This window comes from Clostridium sp. AF36-4, from assembly GCF_003435975.1.
Taxonomy (GTDB): domain Bacteria; phylum Bacillota; class Clostridia; order Lachnospirales; family Lachnospiraceae; genus Eubacterium_F.
Genome location: NZ_QTVH01000003.1, coordinates 172399 through 192871 on the forward strand (window position 1 = coordinate 172399; position 20473 = coordinate 192871).

General features: G+C 42.2%; 26 protein-coding genes. 3 read left to right on the forward strand and 23 right to left on the reverse strand.

Going from position 1 to position 20473, the window contains the following annotated elements; translation table 11 throughout:
• Positions 1-18 precede the first annotated feature (18 nt).
• Positions 19-243 carry a hypothetical protein gene (locus tag DW005_RS02945; protein ID WP_022377453.1) on the reverse strand — a complete coding sequence of 75 codons (225 nt, stop codon included), beginning with the start codon at positions 241-243 and terminating at the stop codon, positions 19-21.
• A 91-nt stretch (positions 244-334) separates the two neighbouring features.
• Here DW005_RS02945 and DW005_RS02950 point away from each other — a divergent pair, with 91 nt between their 5' ends.
• A complete protein-coding gene (locus DW005_RS02950; protein WP_242989344.1) occupies positions 335-1510 on the forward strand; it encodes a glycoside hydrolase family 27 protein in 1176 nt (391 codons plus the stop codon).
• A gap of 2 nt (positions 1511-1512) precedes the next feature.
• Positions 1513-1719: a hypothetical protein gene (locus DW005_RS02955; RefSeq protein ID WP_117478090.1), complete on the forward strand. Its 207-nt coding sequence runs from the start codon at positions 1513-1515 to the stop codon at positions 1717-1719.
• 66 nt (positions 1720-1785) lie between these two features.
• Here DW005_RS02955 and gpmI read toward each other — a convergent pair whose 3' ends face one another.
• The 22 genes from gpmI to spoIIIAA form a co-directional block, all read right to left on the reverse strand.
• The gene (gpmI, locus tag DW005_RS02960) at positions 1786-3315 is read right to left on the reverse strand and encodes a 2,3-bisphosphoglycerate-independent phosphoglycerate mutase (protein WP_117478091.1); all 1530 of its coding nucleotides are present in this window, start codon (positions 3313-3315) and stop codon (positions 1786-1788) included.
• Between the two features lie 107 nt (positions 3316-3422).
• Positions 3423-5057, reverse strand: coding sequence for a class I adenylate-forming enzyme family protein (locus tag DW005_RS02965; protein ID WP_022377450.1), 1635 nt, complete (start codon positions 5055-5057; stop codon positions 3423-3425).
• A gap of 35 nt (positions 5058-5092) precedes the next feature.
• On the reverse strand, positions 5093-5764 hold the full coding sequence (locus tag DW005_RS02970) for an HAD family phosphatase (protein ID WP_181974923.1): 672 nt from the start codon (positions 5762-5764) through the stop codon (positions 5093-5095).
• A 50-nt stretch (positions 5765-5814) separates the two neighbouring features.
• Positions 5815-6591 carry a GDSL-type esterase/lipase family protein gene (locus tag DW005_RS02975; protein WP_117478093.1) on the reverse strand — a complete coding sequence of 259 codons (777 nt, stop codon included), beginning with the start codon at positions 6589-6591 and terminating at the stop codon, positions 5815-5817.
• Positions 6592-6685: 94 nt separating this feature from the next.
• Positions 6686-7423, reverse strand: a complete 738-nt coding sequence (locus DW005_RS02980; RefSeq protein ID WP_022377447.1) for a YebC/PmpR family DNA-binding transcriptional regulator — start codon at positions 7421-7423, stop codon at positions 6686-6688.
• A 38-nt stretch (positions 7424-7461) separates the two neighbouring features.
• A complete protein-coding gene (argR, locus tag DW005_RS02985; RefSeq protein WP_117478094.1) occupies positions 7462-7905 on the reverse strand; it encodes an arginine repressor in 444 nt (147 codons plus the stop codon).
• A 29-nt stretch (positions 7906-7934) separates the two neighbouring features.
• Positions 7935-8765, reverse strand: a complete 831-nt coding sequence (locus DW005_RS02990) for an NAD(+)/NADH kinase (RefSeq protein WP_117478095.1) — start codon at positions 8763-8765, stop codon at positions 7935-7937.
• An 11-nt stretch (positions 8766-8776) separates the two neighbouring features.
• Entirely contained in the window at positions 8777-9595 is an 819-nt protein-coding gene (locus DW005_RS02995) for a TlyA family RNA methyltransferase (RefSeq protein WP_278286498.1), read from the reverse strand.
• Between the two features lies 1 nt (position 9596).
• Positions 9597-11477: a 1-deoxy-D-xylulose-5-phosphate synthase gene (gene dxs / locus DW005_RS03000; protein WP_117478096.1), complete on the reverse strand. Its 1881-nt coding sequence runs from the start codon at positions 11475-11477 to the stop codon at positions 9597-9599.
• 13 nt (positions 11478-11490) lie between these two features.
• Positions 11491-12390 (reverse strand): polyprenyl synthetase family protein, encoded by a 900-nt coding sequence (locus tag DW005_RS03005; protein ID WP_117478097.1) that lies wholly within the window; start codon positions 12388-12390, stop codon positions 11491-11493.
• Positions 12377-12592 carry an exodeoxyribonuclease VII small subunit gene (gene xseB, locus DW005_RS03010; protein WP_022377441.1) on the reverse strand — a complete coding sequence of 72 codons (216 nt, stop codon included), beginning with the start codon at positions 12590-12592 and terminating at the stop codon, positions 12377-12379. The genes DW005_RS03005 and xseB overlap by 14 nt, the downstream gene beginning before the upstream one ends.
• On the reverse strand, positions 12592-13806 hold the full coding sequence (gene xseA, locus DW005_RS03015; RefSeq protein WP_022377440.1) for an exodeoxyribonuclease VII large subunit: 1215 nt from the start codon (positions 13804-13806) through the stop codon (positions 12592-12594). Before xseA ends, xseB begins: the two co-directional genes overlap by 1 nt.
• Positions 13799-14215 carry a transcription antitermination factor NusB gene (gene nusB / locus DW005_RS03020; protein WP_022377439.1) on the reverse strand — a complete coding sequence of 139 codons (417 nt, stop codon included), beginning with the start codon at positions 14213-14215 and terminating at the stop codon, positions 13799-13801. The genes xseA and nusB overlap by 8 nt, the downstream gene beginning before the upstream one ends.
• Before the next feature lie 10 nt (positions 14216-14225).
• Positions 14226-14600: an Asp23/Gls24 family envelope stress response protein gene (locus tag DW005_RS03025; RefSeq protein WP_022377438.1), complete on the reverse strand. Its 375-nt coding sequence runs from the start codon at positions 14598-14600 to the stop codon at positions 14226-14228.
• A 64-nt stretch (positions 14601-14664) separates the two neighbouring features.
• Positions 14665-15315 carry a SpoIIIAH-like family protein gene (locus DW005_RS03030; protein ID WP_117478098.1) on the reverse strand — a complete coding sequence of 217 codons (651 nt, stop codon included), beginning with the start codon at positions 15313-15315 and terminating at the stop codon, positions 14665-14667.
• Positions 15312-15845 (reverse strand): hypothetical protein, encoded by a 534-nt coding sequence (locus DW005_RS03035; protein WP_022377436.1) that lies wholly within the window; start codon positions 15843-15845, stop codon positions 15312-15314. The genes DW005_RS03030 and DW005_RS03035 overlap by 4 nt, the downstream gene beginning before the upstream one ends.
• Positions 15846-15848: 3 nt before the next feature.
• Positions 15849-16331 carry a stage III sporulation protein AF gene (locus tag DW005_RS03040; protein ID WP_117478099.1) on the reverse strand — a complete coding sequence of 161 codons (483 nt, stop codon included), beginning with the start codon at positions 16329-16331 and terminating at the stop codon, positions 15849-15851.
• Between the two features lie 18 nt (positions 16332-16349).
• Entirely contained in the window at positions 16350-17474 is a 1125-nt protein-coding gene (locus tag DW005_RS03045) for a stage III sporulation protein AE (RefSeq protein WP_117478100.1), read from the reverse strand.
• Positions 17471-17851, reverse strand: a complete 381-nt coding sequence (locus DW005_RS03050; protein WP_117478101.1) for a SpoIIIAC/SpoIIIAD family protein — start codon at positions 17849-17851, stop codon at positions 17471-17473. The genes DW005_RS03045 and DW005_RS03050 overlap by 4 nt, the downstream gene beginning before the upstream one ends.
• Positions 17852-17865: 14 nt before the next feature.
• A complete protein-coding gene (spoIIIAC, locus tag DW005_RS03055) occupies positions 17866-18060 on the reverse strand; it encodes a stage III sporulation protein AC (protein ID WP_022377432.1) in 195 nt (64 codons plus the stop codon).
• A gap of 39 nt (positions 18061-18099) precedes the next feature.
• Positions 18100-18618 carry a stage III sporulation protein AB gene (locus DW005_RS03060; RefSeq protein ID WP_022377431.1) on the reverse strand — a complete coding sequence of 173 codons (519 nt, stop codon included), beginning with the start codon at positions 18616-18618 and terminating at the stop codon, positions 18100-18102.
• The gene (gene spoIIIAA / locus DW005_RS03065) at positions 18609-19505 is read right to left on the reverse strand and encodes a stage III sporulation protein AA (RefSeq protein ID WP_242989345.1); all 897 of its coding nucleotides are present in this window, start codon (positions 19503-19505) and stop codon (positions 18609-18611) included. Before spoIIIAA ends, DW005_RS03060 begins: the two co-directional genes overlap by 10 nt.
• Positions 19506-19628: 123 nt before the next feature.
• Here spoIIIAA and DW005_RS03070 point away from each other — a divergent pair, with 123 nt between their 5' ends.
• On the forward strand, positions 19629-20393 hold the full coding sequence (locus DW005_RS03070) for a shikimate dehydrogenase (protein ID WP_117478103.1): 765 nt from the start codon (positions 19629-19631) through the stop codon (positions 20391-20393).
• Positions 20394-20473: the final 80 nt, after the last annotated feature.

Below are 20473 nucleotides of genomic sequence, written 5' to 3' on the forward strand. Positions count from 1 at the left end.
GAACTTCCTATGAATCTTTTACATATTATTTGCTTTCTTCCATTTAAAATACTGGATAGTATAAAACAAAGAAATCAAAATCCATACGACAAATAAAATAATAAGTGCGGTGTTAAATACGCCCATAGAACCGGAACCAATCAGCAGATTTTTTCCAATAAACAAAATAGCAATAAAGGCAGCACACACCCAGCAGCTTATCATTTCACTCTTACGGTTACGAATCGCACGTGGTTTACTCATAATAATACACATCCTTTACATAATAATCCATTGTTTTGCCCTGAGTAATATCCTATAATAGAATTAAAAAAAAATCAAGGAGCGTTTATCTATGAACGAAAATATGAGCGAAAACACAAGGGCACTGGGATTTTTACCTCCGCTCGGATGGAATTCTTGGAATACATTTACATGGGATATTAACGAATCCCTTATTTTTGAAATTGCAGACTGCATGGTAAAAGACGGCTATAAAGATGCCGGCTACGAATATCTTGTTATCGATGACTGCTGGAGTCTGAAAGAACGAAACGAAAACGGTCATCTAGTTGCCGACCCTAAAAAATTTCCACATGGCATGAGGGCGGTTGCCGACTACATCCATGACAAGGGACTGAAATTTGGTATGTATTCCTGCGCCGGCACCCACACCTGTGCCGGTTATCCGGGAAGCTTTGAGCATGAATTTGAGGATGCAAAGCAATTTGCGGATTTTGGTGTCGATTATCTCAAATACGATTTCTGCTTTAAGCCAAGACATATGTCCGGAGAGCTTCTTTATAAACGGATGAATTTGGCTCTTCGAAATTGTGGACGCCCAATTTTATTTTCTGCCTGCAACTGGGGTGAGGATAACGTACATAACTGGATTCGCGAATCCGGTGCCCATATGTACCGCTCCACACCGGATATCCAGGATAACTGGGAATCGATTCAAAAAATCGCCCTGTCCCAAATTGAAAAAGAAGCGTTCACCGGCTCCTTCTGCCACAATGACATGGACATGCTGGTGGTTGGTATGCATGGTGGCAGCAACGATGATTTTATTGGTTCTATCGGAGGTTGTACCGATACGCAGTACAAAACCCACTTTGCTCTCTGGGCTATGATGGGTTCCCCTTTGATGATTGGATGTGATATCAGAAAAGCCACACAGGAGACAAAAGATATTCTATTAAACCGTGATTTAATTGCCATTAATCAGGATGTCGAATCTCGTGGGGCTTACCGTGTCCGTGTCGAACCTCAATGGTTCCATGAGGATGAAGCCTTTGTACTGGTAAAAGTTTTGTCGAATGGTGATTTGGCAATTGGGCTTTTCAACCTCAGTGACCAAAATCGTGAATTAACAATTCAATTCTGGGATTTAGGACTTCCTTACGCTTCCGGCATAGCACTGTCTATGTACGACTGCCACAAGCACAAAGAACTCGGTACTTTTAAAGAAAGGTTTGCTGTAACGGTGCCATCCTGTGACTGTATGGTCGTTCGTGCAAAATTGGTGTGAACATGGAACCATCTCAAAATTTATGCAAAAACTGTGAAAAGAAACTTACCTCCGATGAAAAGGCAATTTACTTAAAATTAGTGGACCGCACAGCATCCCGTTTTCTCTGCCTAGACTGCCTTGGCGAAAAAATGGGATGTGGGCGCGAGCCTCTTGAAAAAAGAATCCGTTATTATCGGGAAAGCGGCAATTGCGTATTATTCCGCTAAAAAAGGAGTTTCTCCTCTTCATACAAACCAAGAGGAGAAACTCCTTTTTATTTTATTAAATCATGATTATTTTTTAATCAACAATGACTTTCCGGTCATTTCAGCCGGCTGTTCCATACCCATCATCTCAATCATAGTTGGAACGATATCTGCCAGACATCCGCCTTCACGAAGTGTATAATCTTCATCGTAATTTACAAGAACGAATGGAACCGGGTTTGTTGTATGAGCAGTGAATGGTTCGCCATCTTCATCCAAAAGTTTCTCTGCATTTCCGTGGTCGGCACAGATAAACATCTGTCCATCCACATCCAAAATGGCATCCACTGTTTTGCCAACACATTCATCAACTGTCTCAATTGCTTTTATTGCTGCTTCCATAATACCGGTATGACCTACCATATCCGGATTTGCAAAGTTTACGATAATGACATCGTATTTATCCGAACGAATCGATTCTACCAAATTGTCACAAACTTCGTAAGCACTCATCTCCGGCTGCATATCAAAGGTAGCTACCTTTGGAGAGTTTACAAGAATACGGTCTTCTCCTTCAAACTGCTTCTCTTCGCCACCATTAAAGAAGAATGTAACATGTGCATACTTCTGTGTCTCAGCCAGGCGAAGCTGTTTTTTACCATGTTTTGCCAGATATTCACCAAATGTCATTTTTAATTCTTCCGGTGGGAAGGCAACTAATACATTTGGCATCTCAGCATCATACTGTGCCATGCAGACAAACGTGAGTGGGAAATATCCGTTTCTTCTCTCGAATCCGGTAAATTCCGGATCTACAAAAGCTCTTGTCAGCTGTCTTGCACGGTCCGGACGGAAGTTAAAGAAGATTACACTGTCATTTTCATGAATCATACCATTTTTATCAACAACAGTAGGAAGCATAAACTCATCCGTTACATCATTCGCATACGAATCTTTGATTGCCTGTACCGGGTCATCTGCCTGTACACCTTCACCATATACCAAAGCAGAATATGCTTTTTCCTCACGGTCCCATGCATTATCACGATCCATCGCATAAAAACGTCCGGAAATCGTAGCAACAGAACCAACACCGATTTCTTTAATCTTAGCAACTAATTCTTCCATATACTCGGCTGCGGATGATGGTGGAACGTCACGTCCGTCAAGGTAAGCATGAACATATACCTTTTCCAGTCCGTTTTTCTTTGCCATTTCCAAAAGGCCGTATAAATGCTCCATATGGCTGTGCACACCGCCCGGTGACAACAGTCCCATCAAATGAAGTGCACTGTCATTTTTTTTGCAGTTTTCCATAGCGGCAACAAGTGCTTTATTCTCAAAGAAATCGCCATCCTGAATTGACTTTGAAATTTTAACAAGCATCTGGTATACGATTCTTCCGGCACCCATGTTGGTGTGTCCGACTTCAGAATTTCCCATCTGTCCGTCCGGCAGACCAACTGCCATACCGCTTGCTTCGCCCTGAACAAAAGGATACTTTGCAATTAACTTATCCATAACCGGCGTTTTTGCCTGTTTTACAGCATTTCCTTCTGTCTTATCACTTAATCCATATCCATCTAAAATCATTAATACCGTTGGTTTCTTACTCATATTTCCTCCGTTCTGAAGTTCTTTTCACTTCTAACTGTATTTTCCTGCCAACATCCTATTATAATGGAGTTTGCAGTAGAAATCAATGATAACTTGCTTCAATAAATCTAACCTCGGTTCTGTGCATCTACCAAGTTTTCACTCTGATACATCTTGCGCAGTTTTGGTTTCTCAATTTTACCGGTTGGGTTTCTCGGTACATCTGCAAAGAAAATCTTACGAGGTCTCTTATAACGTGGAAGTCCTTTGCAGAACTCATTCATCTCATCTTCCGTGCAGACAGCCCCCGGAACCAGTTCGATAATCGCTGCTGCAATCTCTCCCAAACGGTCATCTTTTAGTCCGATAACAGCCACATCCTTTACTGCCTCATGTTTGCTCAGATAGTTTTCAATCTGAACCGGATACAAGTTTTCACCACCACTGATGATAACATCTTTTTTGCGGTCAACCAGATAGATAAAACCATCTTCATCCATCTCCGCCATATCACCGGTGTAAAGCCAGTCGCCGTGAAGAACTTCTTTTGTTGCCTCTTCATCGTTATAATAACATTTCATCACGCCGGGACCTTTAACCGCCAGCTCACCGACTTCACCTTGTTTTACTTCATTTCCGTCGGTGTCAATAATTTTTGCCTCCCAGCCATATCCCGGAATACCGATAGCACCGACTTTATGGATATTTTCCACGCCAAGATGAACGCAGCCCGGTCCAATCGACTCACTTAAACCATAGTTCGTATCATACTGATGATTTGGAAAATACTCTTTCCAGCGGCGGATTAAGCTCTGTGGAACCGGCTGTGCACCAATATGCATCAGACGCCACTGGGATAATTCATAATCATCGGGTTTTAATCTTCCACTGTCAAGTTCCACGAGAATATCCTGTGCCCAAGGAACCAAAAGCCAGACAATTGTGCATTTCTCATTGGAGACCGTCTCCAAAATTGTTTTCGGGCTTACCCCCTTCAAAAGCACTGCCTTGCTTCCCGTCAAAAGACTGCCAAACCAGTGCATCTTCGCTCCGGTATGATACAGCGGAGGAATACATAAGAACACATCGTCATGTGTCTGTCCGTGATGCTTCTGCTCGACTTTACAGGCATGCATCAAACTTTCATGATTATGTAAAATTGCTTTCGGAAATCCGGTTGTTCCGGAAGAAAAATAAATTGCCGCATCATCTTCGTCAGAAATTGGGATTCCCGGTGCTAAACTTGCACAGTTTGCCGTCAGTTTATCATAATCTTCCGCAAAGGACGGGCAGTCGCCTCCCACATAAAACAAAAGACGGTTCTGACTGATTTTATCGGCAATTTCTTCCACACGGCCGATAAATTCCGGACCAAACACTAAAACATCTACCTCCGCCAGATTCAAACAATATTCAATTTCATCCGGTGCATAGCGGAAATTAAGCGGCACCGCCAGTGCTCCGGTCTTTAATATACCAAAATAAATCGGAAGCCATTCCAAGCAGTTCATCAATAAAATCGCCACTTTGTCCCCTTTTCCAATCCCTCTGCTGATTAAAAGCTGTGCAAAACGATTGGCTTTTTCGTCAAATACATGCCATGTGATTTCCCTGCGGTAATGACACATCGGACTTGACTCGATTAATTCATAATCCCTCCATGTTACTCTTCTTTTCTCCTGAATATCCGGATTAATCTCTACAAGACTCACTTCGTTCGGATATTTTTTGGCATTTGCCTCCAATAACTCTGTAATTGGCATTCCCTTTATCCTCCATTTCAAAATACAAAAACTATCTATATCATATCGCATTTCCACTGATTTAGCAAGGATATCGCCTCGTCAATTTCGTCCACTGCATAGTCGCAAATCAAATCAAAGTCTTCTTTTGCATAATTCCACTTTGGTTCTCTTACTAAAACCGTCTGAAAACCACCTTTTTTTGCTCCTAAAACCGCCGGCAGAATATCTTCAAACACAAAACAGTTACCGGGATTTACTCCCATCTTCTCTGCCGCCTTCAAATAGACATCCGGGAACTCTTTTCCTCTTTTTACATCCCCCGTTTCCGTAAATGAATGAAACCAGTCGTAGATTCCTAAATTTTTTAGGCACGGCTCAAATAAAGAAGCACTGTTTGAGGTTGCAACCGCCATTTTAATATCCTGCTTCTTTAGCCACAAAAGAAGTTCTTTTACCCCTTTTTTTAGTTTTACATCATGAGCATACGCATCTCTTGCCATCGCATCCCATTCCGCCATCACATCTTCCTTAGTCTCCTGCAGCAAAAAACGTTTGATGGTATATTTCGCCACCTCTTCAAACCCCATCGCCATAATTGCCGTGGAATAATCTTTTGGCACTTCAAATCCTCGTTTTTTCAAAAAATCGGTATCAATCTGCGACCAGACCCATGTCGAATCTAACAATGTGCCATCCAAATCAAATATGACTCCTTCTATCTTCACCGTATCCATCCCTTCTTTTTTTATCTTTTACCAGTATAACAGAATTCCCCCTATCTTTCCATGGCTTTTATAACCATCTGAGCGATTTTTTTATGTCCTTTTTCACTGGGATGCGGATCAATTTCCCTTCCCTTAAAAGAAAGATTGACCATGGATTCCTTCTCGCCGTCAAAACATTTTTTAATATCGACAAGCACATACTCATCCGATGGATAAAATCCGCGGTTCATCCGGTTAATATAAGCATCCGCAACCGAATACACCTGTGAAAACGCATCAATCCCTTTAGCAGGATTATAAATATTGTCCGCATATATTTTTACATCCGGATTAACCGCTCGAATTTCTCGGATGATTTTTGGAAAAGTTTTTGCAAACTGCACGCATGCCTCATCAAATTTATGTGCATCCCGTTTTATCATTTCTTCCATGTTTAAATCCAATTGAATCAAATGGAGTAAATCATTTGAGCCAATGGATATCGTAACAAAATCGGCATGTTTAATCGTTGCCCGGTACTTTTTATATTCCTTTCTTTCCGGATTTGTAAGTATATCAAGAAGTTCCCCGCTTTGCATCCCATTTTCTCCAAAATTCGTAACAAAAACCGAATCATACTTTGTCTCCAGATTTTTGCGAATCAATTCTACATACGACTGCTCTTTTCTATCGCTAAGTCCATACCCATATGCGATGCTGTCTCCAAGCGCCACATAGCGTATTGACGTTGATGTAATATCACCGGAACTTGCCTTTTCCTCCGGTACAGCTTTAATTCCACAAAACACAGCGAACATAATCACCCCGATTCTTATTATCCATTTCACCAAAAAAGCCTCCTACACATAATAAAAGATTGCTTTTTTATTATGTGTAGAAGACTTAAAATTATTAGCTCATTTTGGATTTTTGAAAATTATCTTATTCGTCATCCTCTTCGACATTGTGATATACATTCTGCACATCATCATCCTCATCCAAAAGGTCCATAATACGCTGGAACATTTTTTTATCTTCATCTGAAGTAAGTTCCACATAATTTTGCGGAATCATGGTAATTTCAGCCTGTACCATCGGAACGTTTTCTTTTTCCAACGCTTCACGAACAACACTAAAATCCTCCGGTGTTGTAAGAATTTCGTAACTATCTTCTTCCTCAACAAAATCCTCTGCACCGGCATCCAATGCCATCATCATAAATTCATCGGCATCAGTCTCATATGCTTCTTTATCAACAAGAATCTGTCCTTTTTGGTCAAACATATAAGACACGCAGCCTGTCGTTCCTACATTACCGTTTCCTTTGGTAAATGCATTTCTTACATTTGAAGCAGTACGGTTTTTGTTATCCGTCAGTGCCTCTACAATAATTGCTGTTCCGTTCGGTCCATAGCCTTCATACTGACAGCTTACATAATTAACCGCATCTACGTTTCCTGCTGCTTTTTTGATTCCACGCTCAATCGTGTCGTTTGGCATATTGTTTGCCTTTGCTTTTGCAACAACATCACGAAGTTTACTGTTATTATTCGGGTCTGGTCCGCCCTCTTTTACGGCTACCGCAATTTCACGGCCGATTACCGTAAAAATCTTACCTCTTTTAGCATCATTTTTCTCTTTTTTGTGCTTAATGTTTGCAAATTTTGAATGTCCTGACATGTTTTTACTCGACGAGATATTTCTACTCGTCTTCCTCCTTACTTATTACTTATTTTTTCAATCACTGCCGGTACTAAGTCCGCCGTACGGACTGCACACATAATCGTGTCATCCCCCGCAATGGATCCTACAATTTCTTCTATCTCAAGCGCATCAATTGCGGCGGCAACTGCCATCGCCATACCGCTTACCGTCTTGATTACTACCAAATTATCTGCCTGGTCGATACTCACCATACCATCCTGTAAAACTCTTGCATAGCGCTCGCCAAAGCTAGCACTTCCCGGAGTAACACAGATGTACTTGGATTTTCCGTTTTTATCTGCCTGTTTTTTTAACTGCAGTTCTTTGATATCCCGGCTGATGGTTGCCTGCGTCACCCGGAAACCGGATTCATGCAGACGCTTTCCAAGCTCCTCCTGCGTATCGATATCATACTCATCAATTAATTCTAATATTTTATTCTGTCTTACTCGCTTCATAAAAAACTCCGTTCCAAAACCTCAGCTCATTAATTACGGTTTAGTTTGCTCCGCATTTTATCAAAAAAGCTGGCATCACCTAACCGAACCATATCAAAAGTTTCTTTTGCTTTTTCAATCCATACAACATCACCTGTCGATACCGTCCAAAGCATCTGTCCGTCGCCTCGAATCGCAGCCTCATCCTGATAGTTTTCCTTTGTCTTTCCAACTTCTATCCTTAGTTTGGAATCCGAAGACACCACAAGACTTCTTTTGTTCAACGAATGTGGGCAAATCGGTGTAATAATCATCGCTTCCATCGATGGCACTAACACCGGACCTGCTGCCGATAAATTATAGGCCGTCGAACCGGTCGGCGTCGACACCAAAATCCCATCTGCCACATAAGTATCCATCAGTTCATCATCTACATAGACATTTGCTGTTATCATATGTCCAAAATCCTGCTTGCCGATAATAAACTCATTAATCGCAATGCCAATCGCTTCTCCAACTGAAGTTTTCTGCACTCTGCCGGTAAGCGCCATCCGCTTTTCCACTTCATAATTTCCCGACAAAATTTCGTACAGTGCTTTTTGAATTCTCGGCTTTTCCACCTCGGTCAGAAACCCAAGTGTTCCAAAATTCACGCCAAAAATCGGAACATGACTGCCGGCAAACCGCTTCGCTGCCTGGATTACATAACCGTCTCCTCCAAGCACAATCACTAAATCTGCCCAGTCAATCTGCGTAACTTCAGACGAACTCCCTACTATTTTAGCACATTTTTCATGAGATTCCAAATATCTTTTTATTTCACTCGCCGTCTCATGATGTATGTCTTTCTCAACATCGGAAATAATCTGAAAATTTTTCATCGCAGTTCCTCCTATAAAACCTCATGCGCATGCGCTACCAATTCTTTCACCGCTTCCTTCTGCTTTTCATCTATGGTAACCGGTTCTCTGTTATCATTCTCCATATAAAGGAGATATTCAATGTTTCCTTCCGGTCCGCGAATCGGCGAATGGTCAATCCCCAAAATATGAAATCCAAGGGAAAGTGCATAGTTCATAACCATCTGAATCACTTCTTCGTGGACACGGGGCTCTCTCACGACCCCTTTTTTCCCAACCTGTTCTCTGCCCGCCTCAAACTGTGGTTTAATCAAACAGACAATCTGAGCATTTTCCTTCATCAGTGCCTTAACCGGCTCTAATACTTTCGTGAGGGAAATAAAGGCAACATCGATGGAAACAAAATCTACTAACTCACCAATATCGTCCGGTGTGACATAGCGGATGTTTGTCTTTTCCATCGAGCATACTCTTTCATCCTGCCTTAACGACCACGCAAGCTGGTTTGTCCCCACATCAATCGCGTACACATACTTTGCGCCATTTTGCAGCATACAGTCCGTAAAACCACCGGTTGAAGAACCGACATCCATGCATACCGTATCCGTAAGAGAAATCGGAAACACGTTCATTGCCTGTTCCAATTTGTAACCGCCACGGCTGACATATTTCATTTTCTTTCCCCGGACTTCAATCTGCACCGATTCCGGAAACGTCTGTCCGGCCTTGTCTTCTCTTTGATTATCGACAAATACTTCCCCTGCCATAATCACGGCTTTTGCTTTTTCACGGGAAGGCATAAGTCCTCTTTTCACAAGAAGGACATCCAATCGTTCTTTCTTTTCTTTCACCTTACTCACCATTTATCTTTCTTACAATCCGATTCGATACCGATGCCGCATCCAATCCATATTTCTCATAGAGTTCTTCCGGCGTTCCGTGCTCAATAAACTGATCCGGGAAACATACGCTAAGACATTTGTGGTAAATTCTTTCCCGCAGTAAAAATGCTTGAATCTGCTCGGAAAAACCGCCGGTATACACATTGTCTTCCATTGTCACAATCAGACGGTGACTGATTGCTAATTCTCTTACCAAATCCTCATCAAACGGCTTCACAAAACGCATATTGACAATCGTTGGATGAATCCCTTGTACTGCTAACTTTTTTCGAACCTCACATGCTTTACTAACCATATTGCCTACTGCCAAAATAAGTACATCTTTTCCTTCATACAAAAGTTCTGCTTTGGCGTACACAATCGGCTCTCTTTCTTCTTTCTCACAGCAGTACGCTTTTCCTCTTGGGTAGCGGACTGCCACCGGACCATCCATCTGATTCAGTGCAAAATCCAGAACCTCAGTCAACTCTGCACCATCCATCGGCGAAATCACCGTCATCCCCGGCATCGTCGACAAAAAGGATAAGTCAAAAATACCCTGATGCGTCTCTCCGTCATTTCCTACAATGCCACTTCGGTCTACTGTAAAAATAACCAGCAGACTGCCAAGACACACATCATGAATCATCTGGTCATAGGCACGCTGCAAAAAGGTAGAATACAAAGAAACTACCGGTCTCATACCGCCTGCTGCAAGTCCTGCTGCAAAAGTAACCGCATGTTCTTCCGCAATTCCCACATCGAAAGCTCGTGATGGAAATGTTTTTGCAAAGGCTGCCGTTCCGGTTCCATCCGGCATCGCAGCACACACAGAAACCAGTTCATTGCACTGCGCCCCCCGTGACAAAAGCCAGTCGGAAAATATATTCGTATAAGTTACTTCGTTTGTTTTAAGAATCGTACCATCTTTTACATCAAAGGTTCCTACACCATGAAAAGCGGAAGGATTTTGTTCTGCCGGTTTATACCCTTTTCCCTTCTGGGTCAGAACATGCACCAAAACCGGCTGATTCGTAATCGAAAACGCTGTTTCAAAAGCTGTAACCATTTCATTTACATTGTGTCCATTCACCGGACCGATATAAATAAGCCCCATATCCTCAAACAGCATTCCCGGAATAAACAAATGCTTAATCGAGTCTTTCGCACGCTTAATCTGTCTGGCAAGCGGATGACCTACATTCGGAATTTTGCCTAACGAATTTTCAACATTCATTTTCAAATCCCGGTACTTACGGTTTGCACGGATTTTACCTAAGTAAGTTGACATACCACCTACATTTGGTGCAATCGACATCTTATTATCGTTTAACACAATAACCATATTCGTTTTTAATGCTGCGGCGTTATTTAACGCCTCAAATGCCATACCGCCGGATAATGCACCATCACCAATAACTGCTACCACCTTTTCATCGCCGCCACGCAAATCCCTTGCCTTAGCAAAGCCCTGCGCCACGGAAATCGAAGTCGAACTGTGTCCGGTATCAAACGTATCACTCGGATTTTCCTTGACTTTTGGAAAACCACTTAAGCCACCCATTTGGCGGAGTGTCGAAAAAGCATCCCCTCTCCCGGTCAGAATTTTATGCACATATGACTGGTGCCCCACATCCCAAATTAGTTTATCCTCCGGAAAATGCAAACACAAATGAAGTGCCATCGTAAGTTCCACCGCTCCTAAATTGGATGCCAAATGTCCTCCCGTCCGGCTCACACTCCGTACCAATTTGGCACGGATTTCTTTAGCTAACTGCCTATAATCCGCGGGGGCAATATTATGAATGTCATTTTCTTTTACTATTTGACTAAGTACCTTTTTCTTACTCACAAAATCATCCTCTTTATTTCTCCCGTTCCACTAAGGACATTAACAATTCCCGCAGAAACGATTTATGTTCTTCATCTGCCGCTGTTATGCCATCTAAGGCAGCAATACCGGCATCTGTATATTCTGCCACTTTTTTCCGGCTCTCCTCCATTCCATGCAGAACCGGATATGTGGATTTTTCATTCTTTTCATCACTGTGCACCGGTTTTCCGATGACTTTCTCATCCCCTGAAATATCCAGAATATCATCCTGAATCTGGAAAGCAAGTCCAATCGCCGTTCCCACATTTTCCATAATTCGTACTTCATCCTGTGAAGCACCGGCTAAACAGGCTCCAATCATAAGACTTGCCTCAATGAGTGCAGAAGTTTTATTTTTATAAACATAATGAAGCATCTGTTCATCGACAAATTTTCCGTTATTTTCAACATCAACAACTTGTCCGCCAACCATGCCGCAAATCCCTGCTTTTTTCCCTAATACTTTCAAAGCATTGGCAATTCTCTGCTTGTCCGTTTTACTGTCAAACGCAAGAAATGCCGTCTCATAAGCAAGATTCAACAAAGCATCTCCGGCAAGAATCCCCATCGCTTCTCCATACTTTTTATGTGTCGTTAATTTACCACGACGGTAATCATCATTATCCATCGCTGGCAAATCATCATGCACAAGCGAATACGTGTGAATCATTTCTATCGCCATCATAAACGGACGAACCGCTTTTTCATCCGTTCCTCCAAACATGGAATATGTCTCACAAAGAAACATTGGTCTAAGTCGTTTACCACCGGCATTGATACTGTAATTAACAGCCTCCAATACCGTTTTTTCATAGCCTTCTTCCTTTGGAAGGTACGGGATAAAACCCTCTTCTATATTTTGTATTTTTTCCTGCCATTTATCCTTCGACATCTTCTTCTCCTTCCATCATCAGGACCTTTATTTTTTTCTCCACGCGGTCAATAGCGTCATTTCCCATTTTCACAAGTTTCATTCCTTCCGAAAATGCCTGATAGGATTCTTCTAACGTCATTTTATCATTTTCCATCTGTGTTACGGTATCATCTAAACGATCCATAATTTCTTCTAAAGAAATTTCTTTTTTTTCTTCCATTATGCTTTTTCCTCCTCGACGACTTCCTGTACTTCACTTTTCACAACGCCATCTGAAAATGTCATCATCAAAACATCGTTTACTTGAAGTGATTTCACGGAATCCACCATCCTGCCCGCCTCATCAGTCACATAAGCATAGCCGCCGGCAAGGCGTTTTAACGGACTTTTTGCATCCAGCCTTGCCGCCAAAAGTGACATCATTTGTTTCTTTTTCTGTAGTTCATTTTTCATATTACGAAAGAGGCGTTCCTCTATATCAATCAAATATTGTCTCTTCTGTACCATTTGGTTTTCCGGATTCAGATAGCGGAGCCGCTTCTCTGTAAAATCCAAGTGCTCACGCCCTGCATCCACCTGTGCCAGAATACAACGTGCCAGACGATCTTTATATCCATACAATTCTTCTAATACAAGACGGACATCATAAACCGCCAGTTCTGCTGCCGCTGAAGGTGTCGGTGCGCGTAAATCCGCCACGTAATCTGCAATTGTCACATCGGTTTCATGTCCGACTGCTGAAATCACCGGCGTCCGACATTCATAAATTGCCTGTGCCACGATTTCCTCATTAAATGCCCACAAGTCTTCCATTGAGCCGCCGCCTCGCCCCGCTAAAATAACGTCCACGCCAAATTCATCCAAAAAAGAAATTCCCCCAGCAATGGATTGTGCCGCTCCTTCTCCCTGCACTTTTGCCGGATATAAATAAAGCTGCACATAAGGATTGCGTCTTGTAGCAATCTGAATCATATCATGGACTGCCGCACCGGTTTTCGCCGTTACGATACCGACTTTTTTTACATACTTTGGAATTGGCAGCTTTCGATCCTCGTCAAAATATCCTGCTGCCTCCAGCTTTTTCTTTAATTTTTCATACTGCTCCTGTAAGTGTCCATCTCCTACCGGGACAATTTTTTTGGCATAGAGCTGATATTTCCCATCGCGCTCGTATACACTAATGGAGCCGCCAACTACGACTTCCTGTCCATTCTCCATCCGAAAATCAAGTCCGCCGCGGTCACCGCGAAACATCACACACGTAAGCTGTGAGCGGTCGTCTTTTAGCGAAAAATAAATATGCCCGGAGCTATGATATTTGCAATTGGAAATTTCGCCTTTTACAAATACAACCGACAGGGCATATTCTTTGGAAAACATATTCTTAATATACTGATTGACGGAAGAGACGGAATATACATTTCCTCTATTCATTTACAATCTTACCCAAGATACCATTCACAAACGCAGCACCATTCTCTCCGCCATACTCTTTTGCAAGTTCCACGGCTTCATTGACGGCTACGCCGACCGGTACACTTTCCTCATATAATGCTTCATAAACAGCCAGTCTCAAAATTGCTAATTCCGCTTTTGCAATTCGCTCAATCTTCCAGCCCTTTGCATTTGCCGAAATTTTTTCATCAATATCCGGCATCAAAGCAATCAGCCGTTCCACTTTTTCGCGGACTTCCTTTTCATCCTTTTCACTAATTTCATGTTCTTCCGGAAAATGGAAATTCGCCAAAAAATTACTCATCTGTTCTTCAAACTCATCGGTTCCATAAAAATCATTCTGGAACATCAGACAGAAGATACATTCTCTCATCTCATGTCGTGTCATAACTATCCTCTTAATCCTGTTCTAAACTTACACCGGCGATTCGCACATTCACCTGTTTTACTGTCAAACCGGTCATGGAATTAATCGCCTGCATTACTTTTTCCTGTACCTGTTTACAAGTTTTTGGAATGCTGTATCCATATTTCATATTAATTGCCAATTCAACCATTGCGATGTCGTCTGCCACTTCCACCTTGACACCTTTGGACAAATTCTTTGCACCAAATTTGCCTGCCAGCTCACCGGCCAAGCCGCCTGCCATCGAATCCACGCCTTCTACTTCTGATGCGGAAATACCGGCAATGCTTGCTACGACTTCATTGGCAATCTGCACTTCGCCAATCCCTGTGTGTTTTCCCATAGAATCATTTGTCATCTCTGTCATACTTTCGTACCTCCTATTGGTATGATACTACAACAAAACAGTTGTAATATGTATTATAGCAGATTTATTTCTTTTTGCCAACAGGCGATATTACAATTTTATCGGCACTGCACTCGGTTTTTCTTTTTACGATATCTTCAATCTGTGCAATCTGGCTCTCCGTCAAATCATCTGCATTTACAACAACATCCACGCTGTCGGATAAAATTGTCACAACAGCTTCTGAAAATCCCTTCGCTGCCAGCAGATTTTCGGTTGCCGTTTCTTTTTCGCTGATTTCGGTCATCTGCATAATCTGCTGCATTGCCTTGTCTTTTTGCGCATTGGTTACATTTTTGTTATTCACTAAATTTGTAAGCGTCTCTTTGTTTTTCGCACGCGTCTGTTCTCTCGAAAGTTTTGCCTCCTCGAAATAATTTCCGGTAACAGTGTTACTTACAAGTACTGCTTCACCGGCATTTTCCTTATTGGAAACCTTTTGTCCACTTGTGCTCACTGCCTTGCCACTGGCTGTTTCTACCGTTTCTTCGTCCTCATCAAGAACAATATCCTCCTCTGAAATGTCTGCTGCGCTTTCGGTTGCCGCTTTGTTATGATCCCCATGTCCGTTCATTGTCAGTTCTTCACGGTCTGTCATGCTCAGATACCCGGCAATCGCAACCATCACAACAAGCGCAGTAATAATAATCTGGTTTTTTTTCAAAATTTTCTTCACTCCTTTGCCTCCTTACTTTTCATTATTTTTATTTTATGACTCTCAATAGAAAATAATGCACTTACTGCATCGGTTATTTCTCTTTTTATCACAGAATCGTATCCGCCTTCGCAGACAATGACAATCCCCTCGATTTCCGGCTCCTTCTCCTGTATGATATACGGAGAAGAGTCACGGCTTGAATTTTCCACTAAAACTGTTTTTTCCTCGTTGGACTCTCCTTTTTGCGTATTATCTTTTAATGTCACTTTCTCATTTGACGCCTTCAAAGTAATCATTACATCCGCATGCCCGACTCCGTCCACCCGCTGTAAAAGCTGTTTTAACTCTTCCTCCCGCTCCGCCTTATATTCCTCAAGTGTCCCCTTTGTCTCCGCGTCTGTAACATCGGACGAAGAAGCAGGTGCCGCCGCCTTTTCATCTGCATTTTCCGAATAGGAAAAAAACAAAAGCAGTACACCACATATAACAACCGCTAACAATTTCAAGGTTCCCGCTTTTTCAATTAGTTTTTTTAATTCCTCTTTCATGCGCTATGCCTCCTCAATCCAAATCTTTTCTTCTTCCACCCCATACCGAAAAGCCAGTTCATTCTGCCACTCCTTTTGCATTTTATCTGCATTTTTTACGCGCACCCTTATCAATATAATTTTCATATCATCCATCTTTATCCGGCAATCGGATTCATCCACCCCACATTGCAGTGCAATATCTTTTTTTACCTGTGCCACATATTTCTCTTTCATCTGTTTTTCATACTTTTCTCCAAGCAGACGAATTTCCTCTTTCGTCTGTTCCACCTGCTGTTTGTTTTCCGAAAGAATATAATTTTTTTCCCATACCTTTCCTTTTCCAAAAAAGCCAAGCACCGGAACAAGCACAAGTAAAATAACAATCAAACTTGTCACATAGGTAAAATACTTTTTGTATTCCGTTCCCATAAATAAATTTGTGAGCAGTGCCGCAAGCAGTAAAAATACTACAACCTGTCTCACCATCTGAAATGCTGCTTCCATGAAATCTCCTTTCGTCCGTCATGAGCCAAGATTTGTACTGACTAACACAATGACTATCGACAGTAAAAACATAAGTCCGGATGCCAGTAAATACCCTAACATCAGTTTTCCGCTTGTGGCTGCCGACTGCAATACCATCACAATTCTGTGGTCGCTGACCGGCTGCGCAACCGCTCCTGCCACACGGTATAAAAAGGTAAATAAAAAAACTTTCATCATCGGGTACAGACAAAGAATCACAATGGCAATCACACCGCCTACTCCGACCGCACTCTTAATTAACAGACCGCTTCCATATACGGTATCCATCACACTGCCCGCTGTATTTCCCACACCGGGCATCCCCTTTGCCACGTTCCAGACCGCATTATTTCTCACACGGTCCATTACCGGAACTAACAAGCCCTGGATTCCCTGATAGCCAATCATTGCTGCAAACAAAATACGAATTGACATCCTTAATATACTGCCAATTAAATCCACCATTTTCGAGAACCGGTGTCCTGCCATCTGATTGATCACGCTTAGGAAAAAATAGATTTCAACCCCCGGCATCAAAAAATATTTCATTGCCATCGAAAGCAGCCCCATCGTAAGAAGCATTGCTTCATAAAAGGCAAGCGAACTCTGCATTTTCCCGCCATAGCAGAGGGTAAGTGAAAAAGAGGGAATCAAAGCTTTCATAAAGCCAATCAGATTTTCCAGTGCTTTCTCTGCCACGGCATACACACCTAAAAATCCCGAAAGCACGAGTGAAAACAAAAGAAGAAATACGACAAAAAATCCCGTTTCTCCCAAATCACCGTCCCCAATCGTACCGGCAAATTTCACAAAAATCCCCGCAAACACACTGAGTGCAAGAATATGTAAAATAGTTTTTTTCTGTGCATCCCACTGACCGGTCACCTGCTCACAGATACAGTCAACAATTGCCCCAAAGGAAAAATCGGCCGTTCCATCCATAACGTCTGTAACATACTGCTGTAAGGAAAAACTTTGCTCTGTATTTTCCTGCAGAGAAAGATCCGCCTGTTCTAAAGACAATTCATTCTGCCACTCTTCTTTCTGACTTGCCCCCGCTTCTGTATCAAATGAAAAACCAAATAGCAGAACCATTAAAAAAATGAAACATTTCTTTTTCACCGCAGCATATCCCCCAAAGTCTTTAAAAGCGTCTCGACAACCGGAAAACTCACTAACATCATACTGATTTTTCCTATCATATTGATCTGACTGGCAACCGCTCCATTACCGGCATCCCGGCAAAGATTGACGACAAGCTGCGTCAAATAGGCAATTCCTAACATTTTAAGAAGGATTCCTAAGTATTCTCTGCTTAAGCCAATTGCCTGTTCAAATTCATGGATTCTCTCAATCACCATCCGGATGGACGACAAACTATAAATTCCTAACAATAGGACTGTCCCTATCATCACGGCAACCGCATATTCCCGTTTCACACTGCCGGCTATTAAAGACAGAAAAACAGCCGCCAGACCAAGCACCGCCACTTTCACCATTTTTTTCACCTCCCTTACAGAGAAAACATGTCCTCAACGCTTGTGAACAATTCAGAAATATATGGAATAATCCAAAACAAAACTAAAAGAAGTCCTGCTAAGCTTACTATAAATGCCTGTTCATCGCGCCCGGATTGTTTGAGAATCTGATTTAAAATGGTAACTAATATTCCCACTAATGCAATTTTAAATATAATTGTTATTTCCATAGGTAATGCATTCGTTCCTTTCTTCTTTTCCCTCGCCTCTTACACCAATAAAAGACAGATTAAAACACCGCTAAAAGCGCCTATCACCGGATACATACGAAGCCTTTCATGGCTTTCTTTTTCCGTTTGCTCCATTCTCAGTTTTAAGCGGCGTACATAAATCTGAATGGTTGAAACCTGCATTTCCAAATCCAGATATCCGAGTGTACCACCTAATTTTTCCCACTCTTCCCGCTCTTCTTTTTCCATCTGCGACTTTGTTAAAACCTTTCTCGCTGTCTGGCACCAAATCGTTTCCAGTGCTCCTTCGTGGGTATTAAGCTTTTTTGCAATCTGTGCAAAAAAACTGCCAACGATACCGCCAATCCTTACCGAAACCTCTTCGCATGCCTCCATCAGCGGCGTGTGCCCGTATTCCATTTCTCCCTGTAAAATAAGAAGTGCTCTTTCACAGTCCTGCATATTATGTAAGCGGTTGCCATATCGAATCCGATAAAAAATACCGATTCCAAAACTTCCCAACAGGACAAAAATCATTCCTAAAAATTTTATTTCCATATCGTCTTTCCCTCCTTATCATAAACAGCCAGACATTTGCCCGGATGAAACAGATTGTCCAAAAGTATATAGCGCTCAAACATCCTGTTTTCAAATACAGCCTGAAACTCTTTTTTCTGCCGGACCTGCGAAAGCGTTTCTCCATGAATGGTTGCTAAAAGAGAACAGCCGCTTGTAAGTGCATATGATAGAGCGGCAATATCTTCGCTTGTCCCAATTTCATCGACAGCAACAACCTGCGGAGCCATCGAGCGAATCATCATGCGCACACCATCCGCTTTTTTGCATCCATCTAACACATCACAAAAAGAGCCTAAATCTCTTTGTGAAATTCCCATATAGCAGCCGGCTATTTCCGAGCGTTCGTCAACTACCGCCACATTGCACTGCCTTGAAAGATTCCTCACAAAATCACGCAAAAGCGTTGTTTTTCCACCACCCGGAGGAGCTATAATCAGCGTTGGTAAAATCACGGTATTTAACACGACAAATGGCATCAATTCATCGGAACATCCCTTTATTTCATGGGAAATACGGATGTTTAATCCGGACAAATACCGCATCGTCTTCACCGCTCCATGCTCATACACAACATGTCCGGCAAGACCAACTCTGTGTCCACCGGGAATGGTAAGAAATCCCTCTCTCATCTGCTCCTCAAAAGCATACAATGACTGTCTGCTGATTCGCGAAATCAACTCTTTCCATTCCGCCATCGTAACACTTTGTTTTTGCTCCGGCACAACAAATCTGCCATCATACCGTAAAGCAATGCCCTTTTCTCTGCGGATTCTTATTTCCTGCAGTTTTTCTTCTTTTAAAACCACGCGTTCAACCAGTTTCCGCAGTCTTTCCGGCAAAAGTTCCCGAATCTCTTTATTTAGCAAATGCACCCCTCCTTTTTTTACATGTATATGCCTGTCCGCACGGAATATACCACCCATTTGCCTTGACACCCCATCTTATTTGTACTAAACTGAGGGCAAAAAGCAAAAGAAGGACTTAATATTATGGAATACGGATTAATAGGAGAAAAATTAGGCCATAGTGCCTCCAAAGAAATTCATGAACAATTAGCAGACTACTCATATGAGTTACATCCTCTCACCAAAGAAGATTTTCCGATTTTTATGGAGGAAAAAGCGTTTCGCGCCCTGAATGTTACCATTCCTTACAAGCAGGCAGTTATCCCTTATCTTACCGCCATGGATGAGAATGCAAAAGCGATTGGTGCCGTCAACACGATTGTGAACCAAAATGGCTCCCTCTATGGCTACAATACAGATATGCCGGGATTTCTCTATATGGTAAAGAAAAATGGTATCGACATGGAAGGGAAAAAAGTTGTTGTCCTTGGAAATGGTGGTGCCTCTCAGGCAATTCAGGCAGGTGTCAAAAAAATGAATCCCGCTAAAATGATTGTGGTCGGCAACCGAACCATCAAAGAGGGAGTTCTTACTTACGAACAGTGTTTCGCCCTCCACAGTGATGCGGACATTGTCGTAAATACAAGTCCGGTCGGCATGTATCCAAATGTCGATTTTTCACCGGTTGACTTAACTCATTTTCCTCAATGTCAGGCAGTCATTGATATCATTGCCAATCCGCTTACCACGAAACTTGTCGCACAGGCAAGAGAACTTGGCATGAAGGGTATCACCGGACTGGAAATGCTGATTGCACAGGCAAAATATGCCGTTGAAATCTTTTTGGACACAAAAATACCGGAAGAAAAAATTGATGAAATCTATCAGAATATGAAAAAAAAGTCGTAAATACAAAAAAGGAGCCGTACCGGCAACTGAACTGCTTCCCGTCAAGTAGACAATTGAAAAAATATAAATTTTTCCTGCCA